The organism is Roseibium sp. (genome assembly GCF_050301095.1).
Taxonomy (GTDB): Bacteria; Pseudomonadota; Alphaproteobacteria; order Rhizobiales; family Stappiaceae; genus Roseibium.
Genome location: NZ_JBNKYW010000298.1, coordinates 1 through 13,309, shown reverse-complemented (window position 1 = coordinate 13,309; position 13,309 = coordinate 1). Strand labels below are relative to the sequence as shown.

Here is a 13,309-nt window from a genome sequence, read left to right as displayed (position 1 = left end):
CAGAACGAAGACTAAGATTTCTGTTTTTTAAAAACAGAAAACGCGAAAGCCCGGCGGAGACGCCGGGCTTTTTTGTTTATGGACCGGCAGTCCCAAAGCCCCCAGCAAATAAACCGCCTTCAGGTTGAAGTTTGCAACTTCCTCTCCCAATCTAGGGAAATGTTTGTTCGATTTGTTTGCAACCGGCCCCACCCGACAGTCGACGCGGAACTTGGCATGTTCACGGCACGTGACGAGATCGACTTCTCCCAACTCAAGGGAAGCGTCCAGAAAGCACATGAAGAAGCGTTTTACTGGTTTAGCTCCAAGGGCGGCGGCCAACTGAAATATCCGAAGTTGCGAGGAAAACAGCGTACGTATGAAGTCAGAAAATCGCTGTTCTGGTTCAAATCGGACGCACGTTTCTTTCTGTCTGACGGAGGCCGAATGGTGGACCGGGCGCGGCAGCTGGCTGCCGCACTGACCGTGGCCGGATGCGAAATCCGGGAAATCAGGATGCGCGACCCGGGCAAGATTCTGTGGGAAGATTCAAATCAGGTTCTGGCATTTCCCGGTGAGACCGCTGTGCCGAAAGCCTTTTGAACGCGCCTGGATCCGGGCCCTCTTTATTTGCACTTCAGACGACTCTTTAAGAATATGCATCTGATCTGAGTTTTGAAAACACCGCATTCAGAAAGCTACCCATGCGCCCGATCGTCCTTGCATTTCTGACGCTCTTCTGGACAGCCCCGGCGCTAGCGGACATCACCCGCACGCCGGAAAGCTGGCAGGTGACGGAAGACTTCGGCAAGAGCCGGGAGGCCCGCTCGTCCCTGAGCGGGGCGGCTTGCGCGAACCCCACAAATGTCTGCCTCGCCGTCAATGACGAGAAGAAATACGCCCAGTTCTTCACCATCGACGGCAATAGCGTCTCGCCGGGACCTATCCTTCCTCTGCTTCCCAAGAAGATCGGCGGCGTGGAGATGAAGGAGATCGACGCGGAAGCAGTCGCCTATTCGCCCGCGACGAAGGACGGGGAAGACGCATACTTTTATGTCACGGGGTCGCATGGCCTTTCCCGGGCCGGGAACCTGAGGCCATCACAATTCTTCGTTTTCCGCATTCCGGTCGCCCCTGCCACCGGACTGCCCGCCTATTCCTTCAACGGCAAGGACGCTGTCAGGGAAATTTCCAGGTCAGCACTTCTCAGGGAGGTCCTGAAGACAAACGAGGTTCTCGGGCTCCATGCGGAACAAAAACTGGATCGAAACGGCATCACCATCGAAGGGCTTGCGGCCGCCGGTGACGAGTTGCTCTTCGGGCTCCGGAGCCCGTGCATTTCCGGTCACGCCCTGATCCTGCACGTCTCGCGCTCCGCTCTCTTCGGGGCTGAGGTGCCAAAAGCGCAGGTCACTGCCGTCAAGCTTGGCGACAACGTCGGGATACGGGATCTGACCAAGGCCGGGACCGGCTTCCTGATCCTGTCCGGCCGCAGCGACGACCGGCGCGGCGACGAGGCCATGACCTGCGGCGAAAAGCGCCGCCCGCCAGCCCCGAAACCGGCGGTCTGGTTCTGGAGCGGCGGCAAGGACGATCACGAACCGGTCTTTCTGGGCGAGCTTCCGGGCCTGAAAACATCCGACAGCGCGGAAACCCTGCTGCTTCTGGAAGAAACGGGTAAACACTACCGCGTGCTCGTGCTGCTCGACGGCGTCGAAAACGGAGATCCCGTTGAATTCAGTATCCCGAAGTAGGACGTCAGGCCCGCTGCCGCAGGATTCGGCTGAAATACTCGTAAAGTTCCTCATGCGCGCTGAGCGGAAGAACATCGGCGACATGCTGGTCCGGGCGCACCACCACCATGCAGCCATGAGCGCGGTCGATCCCTCGCATGTCGAATATGTCGCTGCCCCCTTTGAAGTCCGGACAGAACATCTTTTCGTAATCCCGCAGGCCGTAACGCCCCTTGGCCGGCAGCAGGAACGGATGCATTGCCTCCAGGGCAAGCTCCCGGTGCGGTTGCTGGAAGACCGCCCTGACATCGATAACCGCATCGATATCCTCTCCGGCTGCCGTGCACCTCAGCACTGGTGAATGCGGGGATGACTGCAAAAACTCGCAAAGAGCCTGAATGCAAGAGCCGTCGGATGCCGGGTCTCCCTCGCCCGCGAAGGCGAAGAGACGCCAGCGTCCATCGGCCTTGACGGTGTGCCCCAGATGCACCGGCTTGGCATCCGCCAGCCGGATCACGGGCGCGGAATGAAAGCGCATTCCGATTGGAAATCCCGCCGCCAGTTGCTGGTATCTGCCGTCGCCCGTCAGCACCGACGGCCGGTATCTGGAGGCGGTGCCCGCGGTGTAGCGGCCGTGCTGCACGAAATACTTCTGGACTTCAGCCGGATCGACCCCGCCCGGGTTGCTTTCCGACCTGACCGGTGCGCTCAGCATGTGCGACCATTCCTTATCGAAATCGATGAGGGTCTGCGCGATGTCCTTGCGCTCAGAGGAATAGGTGGCCAGCAACTCCGGGCCGCTCAGCCCCTTGAGCACATGGGCCAGTTTCCAGCCGAGATTGAAGGTGTCCTGCATGGACACATTCATCCCCTGCCCGGCTTTCGGACTGTGGGTGTGGCAGGCATCGCCCGCGATGAATACGCGCGGCAGGCGGGCACCGGCCCGCTCTTCCGGAACGTCGTCGAACTTTTCGCAGATGCGCTGGCCGATCTCGTAGACCGACCACCAGGCAACTTCCTTCACGTCGAGCGAATAGGGATGAAGAATGCGTCGCGCCGCGGCAACCAGGTGCTCTACGGTGATGTTCCGGCTGGCGACACGCTCGTTTTCATTGAGCTTGTCGAGTTCAACATAGATGCGGACCAGATAGCCTCCTTCCCGCGGAATGATCAGGATACTTCCATCACCGGAGGACTGGATCAGCGTCTTGAGCCGAATATCGGGAAAATCGGTGACGGCAAGCACATCCATCACTCCCCAGGCCTGATTGGCGGAATCGCCCGCAAGGTCCCTTCCCAGAGACCTGCGCACCGCGCTGCGCGCACCATCGCAGCCGACAACATATTTCGCCCGGAGGGTTTCCACCTGGCCTTCATGCTCCGGGTCCGTGCGCTCCAGGCGCACCGTCACCGGATGACTTGCCTCTGACACGGCATCCGCGATTTCAAGACCGGCAAGGCGTCTCGAATAATTCGGTTCCAGCCGGCTCGCAGAGTTTTTCATGACATCCAGATAGAAATCATGCACCCGGGCCTGGTTCAGGATCACATGCGGGAACTCCGAAAGCCCGTCCTCGACATCCTGAACCCGGCCGCTTCGGGCGATGTTTTCCGGCGCTAACGGGTCCGGTTTCCAGAATATGGTCTCATTGACCCAATAGGCCTCCTTCACCACTCTTTCCGCGAAGCCGAAGGCGTGAAACATCTCCATCGTCCGGCAGGCGACACCGTCTGCCTGACCGAGTTTCATCGGACCGTGTTTCTGGTCGACGATCCGGGTGGTGACGTCGGGAAAGGCTGAAAGCTGCGCTGCAAGCGTGAGGCCTGCCGGACCGCAGCCGACTATCAGAACGTCGACCGCTTCCGGCAGTGTCTCCGTATTGGCAAGCCTCGCTGCATTTTCTGTCAGCTCGCTAATGTCCGGATCACCGGCCCGGAACCCGTTGAGGTGGAATTGCATGGGTTGGCTCCCTTCGCCTTGTTCGATGGGGCCACACGGGAAATGATTTTTGCTGTCAAATCCGCCATTCCGTTCCGGAAGGCGGCTCCCGCATGAGATGTTCACAAGAAGATGCCCGGACAGGCATCGACAGGACATCGATAAAGGAAGTATACTGATTATCAGCATGCTGTCAATAAAATCAGCATACTTCCTATTTTAATCTCAAGGGAGCACGCAATGCCGGATTTGAAGGACATGCCGGGACACCTGATCCGCAGGCTGCAACAGATCGCAGTCGCGGTGTTTCATGGCGAAGTGGAAGCGGCAGGTTTCGACCTGACACCGGTTCAGTTTGCGGCCCTCTTCAGGGTCAGCACGAACCCGGGTGTCGACCAGGTGACGCTTGCCGGCCTGATCGCCTACGACCGGACGACCATTGCCGGAGTGGTGGACCGGCTGGTCCAGAAGGGATTTCTGTCGCGCAAGGTCAGTGAGAAGGACAGGCGCGCGCGTGTACTGCATATGACGCCAAAAGGCCTGACGGCACTGGAACAACTCACTCCGGCAGTGCTGGAAGCCCAAAAGGTCATACTGAGCGGCCTGGAAGAAGAAGAAGCGGCGGAATTCATGCGCCTCCTGCGCAAGGCGACCGAGGCACTCAACGATCTCAGCCGCGCACCGCTGCGGGCAAAACCGGCAGGGTCAAAGCAGGACTGAAACCCGTGAAACGGCCAAGGTTTGGCCCGGCCTTTACTTTTGCGCCTGCTCCTTTACGCTCGGAACGATACGACGAGCACCCGCAGAAACCTTCGCGGCCTCAAAACTCACCCCCAGACAGAATTGCGATAGCCCCATGACCGAAGCCAAGAGCGGCGACACGGTTCGTCTTCACTACAAGGGTACGCTGGACGACGGCTCCGTTTTTGACAGTTCCGAAGGCCGCGAACCGCTTGAGTTCACCGTCGGGTCCGGCCAGATCATCCCCGGCCTCGACCGTGCCATTCCGGGCATGAAGGTCGGTGACGAAAAAACGGTCCGTATAGACGCGGAAGACGCCTATGGCCCTCACAATCCGGCGGCCAAACAGGCGGTTCCGCGCACGCATATCCCGGAAACCGTGCCGCTATCCATCGGCCTGCAACTGCAGGCACAAACCGAGAATGGCCAGATGATGACCGTGACGGTTGTCGAGATTTCGGACGAGGAAGTGATTCTCGACGCCAACCACCCGCTGGCGGGCAAGGCGCTGACCTTCGAAATCCAGCTGACCGGCATCAACTGATCGGAGCGGACGTTCAGTGAAGCGTTATCGGCCAGAAGCGACCTGATTGCGCTTGAGCAAGTGGCATCATCCCGGCCAAGCGTAGCGCGAGCCGGGACCGGAGAGCCAAAGCCCAGACGTTGATCTACCCCGGCAACGGGCAGTCCCGGGCTCACCGATCCCGGATCTTCGCTTCGCTGCGTTCGTGATGACGAAATCCAGAAAAAAGCCCCGCGATTTCCCGCGGGGCTTTTCTTTGTGGCCAGGCTCGGACAATACCGCACCCGGACCGATTTTTTTCACAACGTCAGTTCATGAAGACGCTGTCGTTGGCCTTCTGGACTTCCTCCTTGAACAGGCCGAGCAGTTCGTTCGCCTTGGCGTCGAGGTTTTCCGCAACATGCGTTTCGAAGGCAGGCTGGGCGGCAGCCGCCATGGCGCTGCGCTGTTCCGCGCTGAGTGCCGTCACTTCCATCTTGTCCATCAGGCCGGCAAGGCCCCGGTCCGAAGCTTCAATGATGCGGGACAGGCCACGGCTGGCGGTCACGCAGGACTCGGCCGCATAGCGCAGGGCCTTCTGCTGGTCCTCTGTGAGGCCTTCAAAGAAGTCACGGTTGACCATGAAGGTATAGGGCGAGAACAGATGGTTGGTCAGCGTCAGATACTTCTGAACTTCGGAGAAATTCGCGAAGGAAATGATCGGCACCGGGTTCATCTGGCCGTCGATCACGCCGGTCTGCAGCCCGGAATAAACCTCACCCCAGGACAGCGGATAGGCCTGGGCGCCGAGCGCCTTGATGATCGTCTGGTGGGACGGCAGCGTCATGGTGCGGATGCGGATGCCATCGAAATCCCCCAGATTGGCGATCGGATGCTTGGAGTTGGTCACCGCGAAGAAGCCGCCCGTATCCGGGAAACCCAGCACGACGACGTCGCCGAGCGTGGCCTCGATGTCGGCGGCCAGCGCCTTGCCGAACGGCCCGTCGAAGACCTCGTAGGTCGCCGCATTGTCGGCGAAGGCAAACGGCAGGTTCAACACGTCGATGCGCGGATAGTAGCTGGCGAGCGCGCCGGTCGAGGTGAGCGTCGCCTGGATGACACCATCACGCACGTGCTGCACATGTTCGGCCGCCGAGCCGAGCTGGTTGGAGCCGAAGACCTCCACTTCGACCGCACCATTGGTGTCGGCATTGACAATGTTGGAGAAGACCGCCGTGCAGGCGTGTGCCGGGTTCTCAAACGGATCGGTCTTGTTGTCGTGACCGAACTTCAGCACCTTGCCGTCAGCAAGTGCGCTCCCGGTCATGAGTGTCGCAACAAGGCCGACGGCCAGTCCTTTTGCCAGTTTTTTCATGAGTATCTCCATTCCTCTGTCTGGTGGTTTCTTGTTATTGGGCAAACCCGAAAGCGCGCGGCAGATAGAGCGCCGCACTCTCCCAGAAGGCGAAAACGAACAGCACCGCCACTTCCGCGACCAGGAATGGCCCCAGCTTGACGGCGATGCGTTCCAGCTTCTCTCCGGTAACCGAAGAGAGAACGAACAGGCAGGCGCCGACGGGCGGCGTCATCAGCGAGATATTGAGCGCAAGCACGAAGATGATGCCGGCATGGATCGGCTCCAGGCCGACCTGGGCCGTCAGCGGCACGAGAACCGGCGCCAGGATGATGAGGATGGCGGTGATGTCCATGACCATGCCGACGACCAGCAGCAGGCCGATGATGATCGCGATCACCGCGAACCGGCTGTCGGCTATACCCAGGATGGTTTCGGCCAGCATCTGCGGAATTTTCTCAAAGCTCATCCACCAGCCGAGAATGCCGGCAAAGGCGATGATGACGAAGATCACGCCGGTGATGCGGGCCGTGCGCACCAGCATCTGGTAGAAGGCCTTCAGGGTCAGCGTGCGGTAGACGAAGGCGCCGATGAAGAGCGCATAGGCCACCGCGATCGAAGCGGCTTCCGTCGGTGTGACGACCCCCCCGAGAATGCCGCCCAGAATGATGACGGGCATCAGCAGCGCGGTGATCGAGGACACGAAGACCCGCCAGATTTCCTTCAGGTTCGCGCGCCGCTCCGCCTTGGGCAGGCTGTTTCGGGTCGCCCCCAGGGCGATAACCGTCATGCAGACCGCGCAGATGACCAGCCCGGGCAGGATGCCCGCCGCGAACAGCCCGCCGATGGAGACCCCCATCAGCGATCCGTAGACAACCATCAGACCGGACGGCGGGATGGTCGGACCGATGATGGATCCGGCGGCGGTCACCGCGCAGGCGTAGTCTCGGCGGTAGCCTTCCTTGACCATGGCCGGCACCAGGGTCCGCCCGAAAGCGGCCGCATCCGCGGTCGCCGACCCGGTGAGGCCCGCGAAGAACACCGATGCCAGCATGTTGGTATGGGCAAGCCCGCCCCGGAAATGCCCGACGAGCACCTGCGCCAGTTTCACCAGCCGGTCGGTAATGCCGGTCTGGTTCATGATTTCGCCGGCAAGGATGAAGAACGGCATGGCCAGGAAGGGGAAGATGTTGAGGCCATTGAAGATCCGGCTCGGCCCGATGGCCAGGAACTGATCCCCGCCCATGTCGATCAGTCCGACCACACCGGCAGCGCCAATGGCAAAGCCGATGGGCATGCCGAGCAGGACAAAGCCGATGAAAACCGCTGCGACGATCATGCCGAAGCCTCCTGAAAGGGGGGAACATCCAGATGGGTGCCGCTGTCACGGATCATGGCCAGGACGGTCTGGATGGCGGCAAGGCCGGCAGCCGTGGGTATGGCGGCATAAAAAGGCTGCAGGCTGATGCCGAAAATCATGGCCTGGCGTTTCGCTCCGCTCTCCGCGAAGCCGAGCCCGTACCAGAAAACGTAGAAAAACAGTGCAAGGATGCAGAGATCGATAGCAACGAGCACCGTCCTTCTGAGCGGAACGGGCACGCGCATGATGGCGGCGGTCAGGCCGATGTGATCGCGCCGGGCAATGCCGGAGGAGACCGCCAGCATGGCCGCCCAGATCATCAGATAGCGCGCGATGATCTCCGGCCAGGGCAGTTGCCAGTGAAACAGATACCGGTCGACAACCCCGAGCCAGACATCCAGAACCAGCAGCACCATCAGCAGGGCGATTACCGCCTCGACACCTGCATTCAGCCGCGCGCTGGATTTAGCAGCCCACTCCCTCATGACATCCTCCCAAATGTATCTGAATTACATTTTTTGGATCAAAAACGGATTTCGTCAAGCAATTTTTGTTTTTAAGTTACATTTTTTGCGTAACCTGGGCTATATTTCGATCAAGATTGACGGTTTTCTGTAATCGAATTACAAGTGACGGCATTCAGGGAGACACGTGTGCAGGCGAAGATCAGACTACCATCCGGCGACGGTGCGAGTGGACAGGCCGCGATCGACCTCATCTCGGCCCTGCGCGAACACACCGGTCAATTTCCTTCCCGGGAACAGAAGGTTGCCGACTATGTCGGGGAGCACCTGTCCGAGATTTCCGACATGACGATTGCGCAGCTGGCCAAGGCGTGTGGCGTGAGTACGCCGACCGTCGTCCGCTTCTGCCGAACGCTCGGCTGCGACGGTTTCCGGGAATTCAAGCTGCGCCTTGCACAGAACCTGGCCGTCAGTCTGCAGTATATTTCCGAGACGCCGGCCAGCGAACTGGTGACCAGCGACACCGCCATCGACCGTGTTCTGGGCGCACTTTATGCAACCGCAAACGTGATGCGCAAACAGGTGGACCCGGCCGTCATCGACGAAGCCGTCTCGTGGCTTGCCGCGAGTCGTCAGCTTCTGGTCGCCGGCATCGGCGGCGGTTCCTCCATGGTGGCGCAGGAAGCGGCCAATCGCTTTTTCCGCCTCGGCATTCCCTCGGTCGCGCTCAATGACAGCTATCTCCTGCAGATGCGGGCGGCAACCCTTCGCCCCGAGGATACGCTGCTATGCATCTCGGCGAGCGGTGAAGCCGACGAAATCGTGGCGGCAGCGGAAATCGCCGGTGGCTACGGCGCCAGGACAATTGCGATTGCGCCCAAGGGTTCCCGGCTGGCGCAGATCTCAAGACTGACAATCCTTGTCGACCTGCCCGAGGACCCCGACATCTACAAGCCGACGGCCTCCCGTTACGCCCACCTCGTTATCGTGGACGCCCTGGCAATGACGGTTGCCCAGAAACGGCCGGACGAAACGAGCGAAAACCTCCGCCGTATCCGGGCCTCGCTGACCGCCTTTCACGGCCGGACAGGACCGCAGCCGCTCGGAGACTGAAATCTCACTGACATGTGACCGGCGCCGAACAACGACGGTTCCGGCCACTTTTGCCTCCGCGCGCGTCCCAAACTCCGCAGAACTGCCATTTTTATCAATGAAATTAGCAATGTGGTTTGCAATTTCGGGCAGACATCCTATCAAGACTGTAAATTGTTTTGCACTTCTCAGGAGACCGGGGGTTTCATGTCGGTTGATTTTGACGCGTTGATTGATCGCAGGCGCTTGCGGCGCAAGGTGACCTTCTGGCGAATAGCCACCTTTGTGATCCTGGCCGCGGCCCTCATCGGCGGGCTTGCCTATGTCTCCGGTGCAGGCGATCTGTCGAAGCGCAAGGCACATATCGCGCGCATCCCGATTGAAGGCGTCATCATAGAAAACCGCAAGACCCTCCAGATGATCGAAAAGATCGGCAAGTCGGATGCGGTCAAGGGCGTCATCATCTCGATCAATTCGCCCGGCGGCAGCACCACCGGTGGCGAGGCACTCTACGAGGCCCTGCGCGAACTGGCGGGCAAGAAACCGGTTGTGGCGGAAATCCGCACCGTCGCGGCCTCCGCCGGATATCTTGTCGCAATCGCCGCGGATCATATCGTTGCAAGGTACAACTCCATCACCGGATCAATCGGCGTCCTGTTCCAGTTCGGCAACATCGAGAAGCTGATGGATACCGTCGGCGTCGAGATGGAAGCGGTCAAAAGCGCGCCCCTGAAAGCCGAACCGGACTTTTACTCCGCCTCCACGCCGGAAGCGCGAGCCATGCTCAAGACGCTGGTTATGGACAGCTACGACTGGTTCGTAGGTCTCGTTTCCGAGCGCCGGGAACTCGACCCGGCAAGAGCCAGGGAACTTGCCGACGGCCGCATCCTGACGGGGCATAATGCGCTCGATCAGAAGCTCGTCGATGCCATCGGCGGCGAGGACAAGGCGGTCGCCTGGCTGGAGAGCGAAAAGGGCGTTGCAAAGGACCTTCCCGTGATCACCTGGACCTCTTCGGAAAATCTGGAGGAGCTGCCGTTCACCTCCCGGATCTCCCGCGAATTCGGCAAAGGCATCGGCTCAGCCCTATTAAATCCGTTAAATGAGGCTAAGGGGCTGATTCCACGGGGTCTTACGCTTGACGGGCTCGTATCCGTTTGGCAGGCTTCAGACGCGGCAGACAGTCATCCGTAAGGGAGGGGGCTCTTCATGATCAAATCTGAGCTTGTGCAGCATATCGCCGAACAGAATCCGCATCTTTATCAGCGGGACGTCGAGAATATCGTCAATGCCATTCTGGATGAGGTCACGGAAGCCCTGATGCGGGGAGATCGAGTGGAGCTGCGCGGCTTCGGCGCCTTCTCCGTCAAGAACCGTCCGGCACGCACCGGCCGCAATCCGAGAACCGGCCAGAAGGTCGAAGTGGACGAAAAATTCGTTCCCTTCTTCAAGACCGGCAAGGAAATGCGTCTGCGGCTCAACGATGGTGTGGACCACGGCGAGGAATAATTGCTCCGGCCCGGGCACATGTCTAAAATGGAATTCTGAACCGACAACTCCCGGGAGACCGACGTGGCCCGCTTACTCAAGTATGTGTTCCTGTTTGCAATCATCGTGGTTCTGGTTCCCCTGTCGGTCGCCAACCGGCACGAGGTTTCGCTGTCGTTCAACCCGTTCGATCCGCAGGATCCCCGGTTGACGGTTCATAACATTCCCCTTTTCTGGATATTTTTTGCGAGCGTGGCCCTCGGCGTGATCATCGGCGGGCTCGCGGTCTGGGCAAGGCAGGGCCGCTACCGCAAGGAGGCGCGTGTCAAACGGCGCGAAGCGGACAAATGGCACAGGGAAGCCGACCAGCTTCGCGAAATGCAGACGGATACCCGGCAAGCTGCCGGTGTGAAGGGACTCATGGGGCCGGACAACCGGTCCGCGGCGTGACGAGAGTTCATGATCTGAACCATGCGCATTATTTCGAGCGACGAGATCGATGCCTGTCTTGAGGACAGGGCTGTTCTTGAAACGCTGCGCCGGGCCTTCCGGTCGAACACGATCACGCCCAGGACACCCGACCTCGACATCCCGCGGCTCAACCAGCTCAGCGGGGCCTTGTCCATTCAGCCCGCCTGGACCGATTTTGCGGCCCAGGGCGATGTGACACGCGGCTATATCGGCTGCACCCTTGCCCTGAACCTGCCGGAACAGTCCGGCCTGTCCTCCAGCCTCTATATCCTGTTTTCAGGATCCGGCGGACAACCGATAGCCCTTCTCGACGGCATGCGCCTAAAGGTGTGGCGCTCTGCCGGCATTCACGCACTGGCGGCGAACTATCTTTCCCGGGAGGACACGTCCCGCCTCCTTGTCATCGGCGACGACCCGCGGCTGGCCAGGCTCCTGTCCGCCTACGCATCGGTGCGGAAATTCACCTCCATCCTGCTCGCGGGCACGTCACCGGAGACCCGGAAACGGATTTCCGGTCTGCCTGCCCTGAAGAAGGTTCATGTCGGCGTCACGGACGAGATCTATGCCGCGCAGGAAGGCGCGGACATGATCCTTGTAGCCGGGCCGGAATCCGGAACAGGCACCTACCACGCGCTGACCTATCTCGACCCCCCGGCCGGGTGTCACATCGACGTGCTCGACCCGGCGGCGACGCTGCCGACCGAACTGCTGCAGGAAGCGCGTCTTTTCTCTTCCGATCTCGGCACCCCGCCGCGCACCGAACTGGAGTGGGCCGCAGACCTGAAAGACCTCACACAGGGCACCAGGGCCGGCCGGCGCTACTATGGCCAGCGGACCCTGTTCCTGCCAGGCCCGCGCACGGGTCTCGCCGACTTCGCGCTCGCCGCACACATTTTTTTGAGAACGTAGTCACTGGAACTCGGCACCGTGCACACCACATTGCTGGACAGCAGGGGGATGCCCCCGAAAGCGGCAAGTGATCAGGACTGCCCGGACGCTGTACTCCGGCGCCTGCCCGCTTTCACATCACTATTGGCCAGGGAGCAACATATGCTTAGGACACTTGCCTATTCGGCAAGCTTGCCGGCAATCGCGATCGGACTGATGATCTGCGTGTCGGTCTCGACGGGGCTCGTTTATTAGGACGAACAGGTCCCGGCACCAGCGGCACTGTCACATGCCTATGCCGAATTTCGTCAGAATTTCACAAAGCCGGTTCAAAAGAGCCGGCTTTTGCTTTGGCTCGACGCAACGACGCGAACAAGGGCTTTGCCCAACACGCGAGCCAGGTCGTCCTCTTCAGGGCCACGAACCGAAGGCTTCCTGTCACCGGCTCCCCCGGGCCCGATATCCGGGCAACGTCCAGCCCCGCAGGATCGCCCCGCCCCGTAGCACCAGCGCAATGGCCGCCGCCAGCAAGGCTGCCACCGGCTGTGGTGCACCGAGGTTCACCAGCACCACGAAACTGCCGGCACCGGCAAAGGCGGCACTGACATAGATCTCGGACTTGACGATGGAAGACGGCTCGCGGGCGATCGTGTCCCTCAGGATCCCGCCGAAGGTCGCGGTCGAAACACCCATCAGGACCGCCACCAGCGTCGTGTCGCCGACCGTCAGCGACTTGGCGGCCCCCATCACGGAATAGGCGGCGATGCCGATAGCGTCCGCCCATCGCAGGGGTTTGCTCAAGGTTTCGATCCAGTGGGCGAAGAACCAGACGAACACGCTGACGATCAGGCAGACCAGCAGGTAGCCTTCATTTCCGACCCAGAACACCGGAACGCCAAGCAGCAGATCCCTCAAGGTACCGCCGCCGACCCCGGTGAGCGTGGCGAAAAACAGAAAGGCGATGAAATCGAGCTGCTTGCGCGAGGCGACAATGCCGCCGGTGACCGCAAAGACCGCGACGCCGAGATAGTCAAGCAACTGCAGCAGCATGTCTTCTCCTAAAGCCTCGCTATTTCCGGGGTGAATTCAGCAGCCCCTTACCCCACCCCTAACCCCTCCCCACAAGGGGGAGGCGAACTCCGCCGAAATTGGATCAGGTTCCTGCATTTTCCAAGGAGCCGCGTCAATGTCCAGTGATTTGGCAAGGCATTGCGGGATGGTCCCTCGCCCCCTTGTGGGGAGCGATTAGGGGTGGGGGTGCCGTTGCAGGGCAAATTCAGGGACACCGCCCGGTGGCA

General features: G+C 60.4%; 14 protein-coding genes. 9 read left to right on the top strand and 5 right to left on the bottom strand.

Translation table 11 applies throughout. From position 1 onward, the window contains the following. Window positions 1–78 precede the first annotated feature (78 nt). Complete coding sequence (locus tag ACQY7U_RS26045; RefSeq protein ID WP_428651481.1) at window positions 79–582, top strand: hypothetical protein; 504 nt, start codon at window positions 79–81, stop codon at window positions 580–582. A gap of 101 nt (window positions 583–683) precedes the next feature. Continuing rightward, a complete protein-coding gene (locus ACQY7U_RS26040; RefSeq protein ID WP_428651478.1) occupies window positions 684–1,733 on the top strand; it encodes a DUF3616 domain-containing protein in 1,050 nt (349 codons plus the stop codon). Window positions 1,734–1,737: 4 nt separating this feature from the next. On the opposite strand, the gene ACQY7U_RS26035 is transcribed toward ACQY7U_RS26040, so the two are convergent. Beyond that, on the bottom strand, window positions 1,738–3,672 hold the full coding sequence (locus ACQY7U_RS26035; RefSeq protein ID WP_428651475.1) for an FAD-binding monooxygenase: 1,935 nt from the start codon (window positions 3,670–3,672) through the stop codon (window positions 1,738–1,740). 219 nt (window positions 3,673–3,891) lie between these two features. Here ACQY7U_RS26035 and ACQY7U_RS26030 point away from each other — a divergent pair, with 219 nt between their 5' ends. Continuing rightward, window positions 3,892–4,371: a MarR family winged helix-turn-helix transcriptional regulator gene (locus ACQY7U_RS26030; protein WP_428651473.1), complete on the top strand. Its 480-nt coding sequence runs from the start codon at window positions 3,892–3,894 to the stop codon at window positions 4,369–4,371. 136 nt (window positions 4,372–4,507) lie between these two features. Then, entirely contained in the window at window positions 4,508–4,936 is a 429-nt protein-coding gene (locus ACQY7U_RS26025) for an FKBP-type peptidyl-prolyl cis-trans isomerase (RefSeq protein ID WP_428651470.1), read from the top strand. A gap of 286 nt (window positions 4,937–5,222) precedes the next feature. Here ACQY7U_RS26025 and ACQY7U_RS26020 read toward each other — a convergent pair whose 3' ends face one another. The 3 genes from ACQY7U_RS26020 to ACQY7U_RS26010 are packed head-to-tail and all read right to left on the bottom strand — an operon-like array spanning window position 5,223 to window position 8,093. Then, the gene (locus ACQY7U_RS26020) at window positions 5,223–6,269 is read right to left on the bottom strand and encodes a DctP family TRAP transporter solute-binding subunit (RefSeq protein ID WP_428651468.1); all 1,047 of its coding nucleotides are present in this window, start codon (window positions 6,267–6,269) and stop codon (window positions 5,223–5,225) included. A gap of 34 nt (window positions 6,270–6,303) precedes the next feature. Further along, a complete protein-coding gene (locus ACQY7U_RS26015; RefSeq protein ID WP_428651465.1) occupies window positions 6,304–7,587 on the bottom strand; it encodes a TRAP transporter large permease in 1,284 nt (427 codons plus the stop codon). Continuing rightward, window positions 7,584–8,093 (bottom strand): TRAP transporter small permease, encoded by a 510-nt coding sequence (locus ACQY7U_RS26010; protein WP_428651462.1) that lies wholly within the window; start codon window positions 8,091–8,093, stop codon window positions 7,584–7,586. Before ACQY7U_RS26010 ends, ACQY7U_RS26015 begins: the two co-directional genes overlap by 4 nt. A gap of 168 nt (window positions 8,094–8,261) precedes the next feature. Here ACQY7U_RS26010 and ACQY7U_RS26005 point away from each other — a divergent pair, with 168 nt between their 5' ends. The 5 genes from ACQY7U_RS26005 (at window position 8,262) to ACQY7U_RS25985 (ending at window position 12,032) form a co-directional block, all read left to right on the top strand. After that, window positions 8,262–9,185, top strand: a complete 924-nt coding sequence (locus tag ACQY7U_RS26005; RefSeq protein WP_428651459.1) for a MurR/RpiR family transcriptional regulator — start codon at window positions 8,262–8,264, stop codon at window positions 9,183–9,185. A gap of 186 nt (window positions 9,186–9,371) precedes the next feature. Continuing rightward, complete coding sequence (sppA, locus tag ACQY7U_RS26000) at window positions 9,372–10,358, top strand: signal peptide peptidase SppA (protein ID WP_428651456.1); 987 nt, start codon at window positions 9,372–9,374, stop codon at window positions 10,356–10,358. Between the two features lie 15 nt (window positions 10,359–10,373). Beyond that, entirely contained in the window at window positions 10,374–10,673 is a 300-nt protein-coding gene (gene ihfB, locus ACQY7U_RS25995) for an integration host factor subunit beta (protein WP_428651454.1), read from the top strand. 63 nt (window positions 10,674–10,736) lie between these two features. Next, window positions 10,737–11,102, top strand: a complete 366-nt coding sequence (locus tag ACQY7U_RS25990) for a LapA family protein (protein WP_428651451.1) — start codon at window positions 10,737–10,739, stop codon at window positions 11,100–11,102. 21 nt (window positions 11,103–11,123) lie between these two features. Beyond that, complete coding sequence (locus ACQY7U_RS25985) at window positions 11,124–12,032, top strand: ornithine cyclodeaminase (protein WP_428651449.1); 909 nt, start codon at window positions 11,124–11,126, stop codon at window positions 12,030–12,032. 417 nt (window positions 12,033–12,449) lie between these two features. On the opposite strand, the gene ACQY7U_RS25980 is transcribed toward ACQY7U_RS25985, so the two are convergent. Continuing rightward, a complete protein-coding gene (locus ACQY7U_RS25980) occupies window positions 12,450–13,061 on the bottom strand; it encodes a trimeric intracellular cation channel family protein (protein WP_428651446.1) in 612 nt (203 codons plus the stop codon). Window positions 13,062–13,309 lie beyond the last annotated feature (248 nt).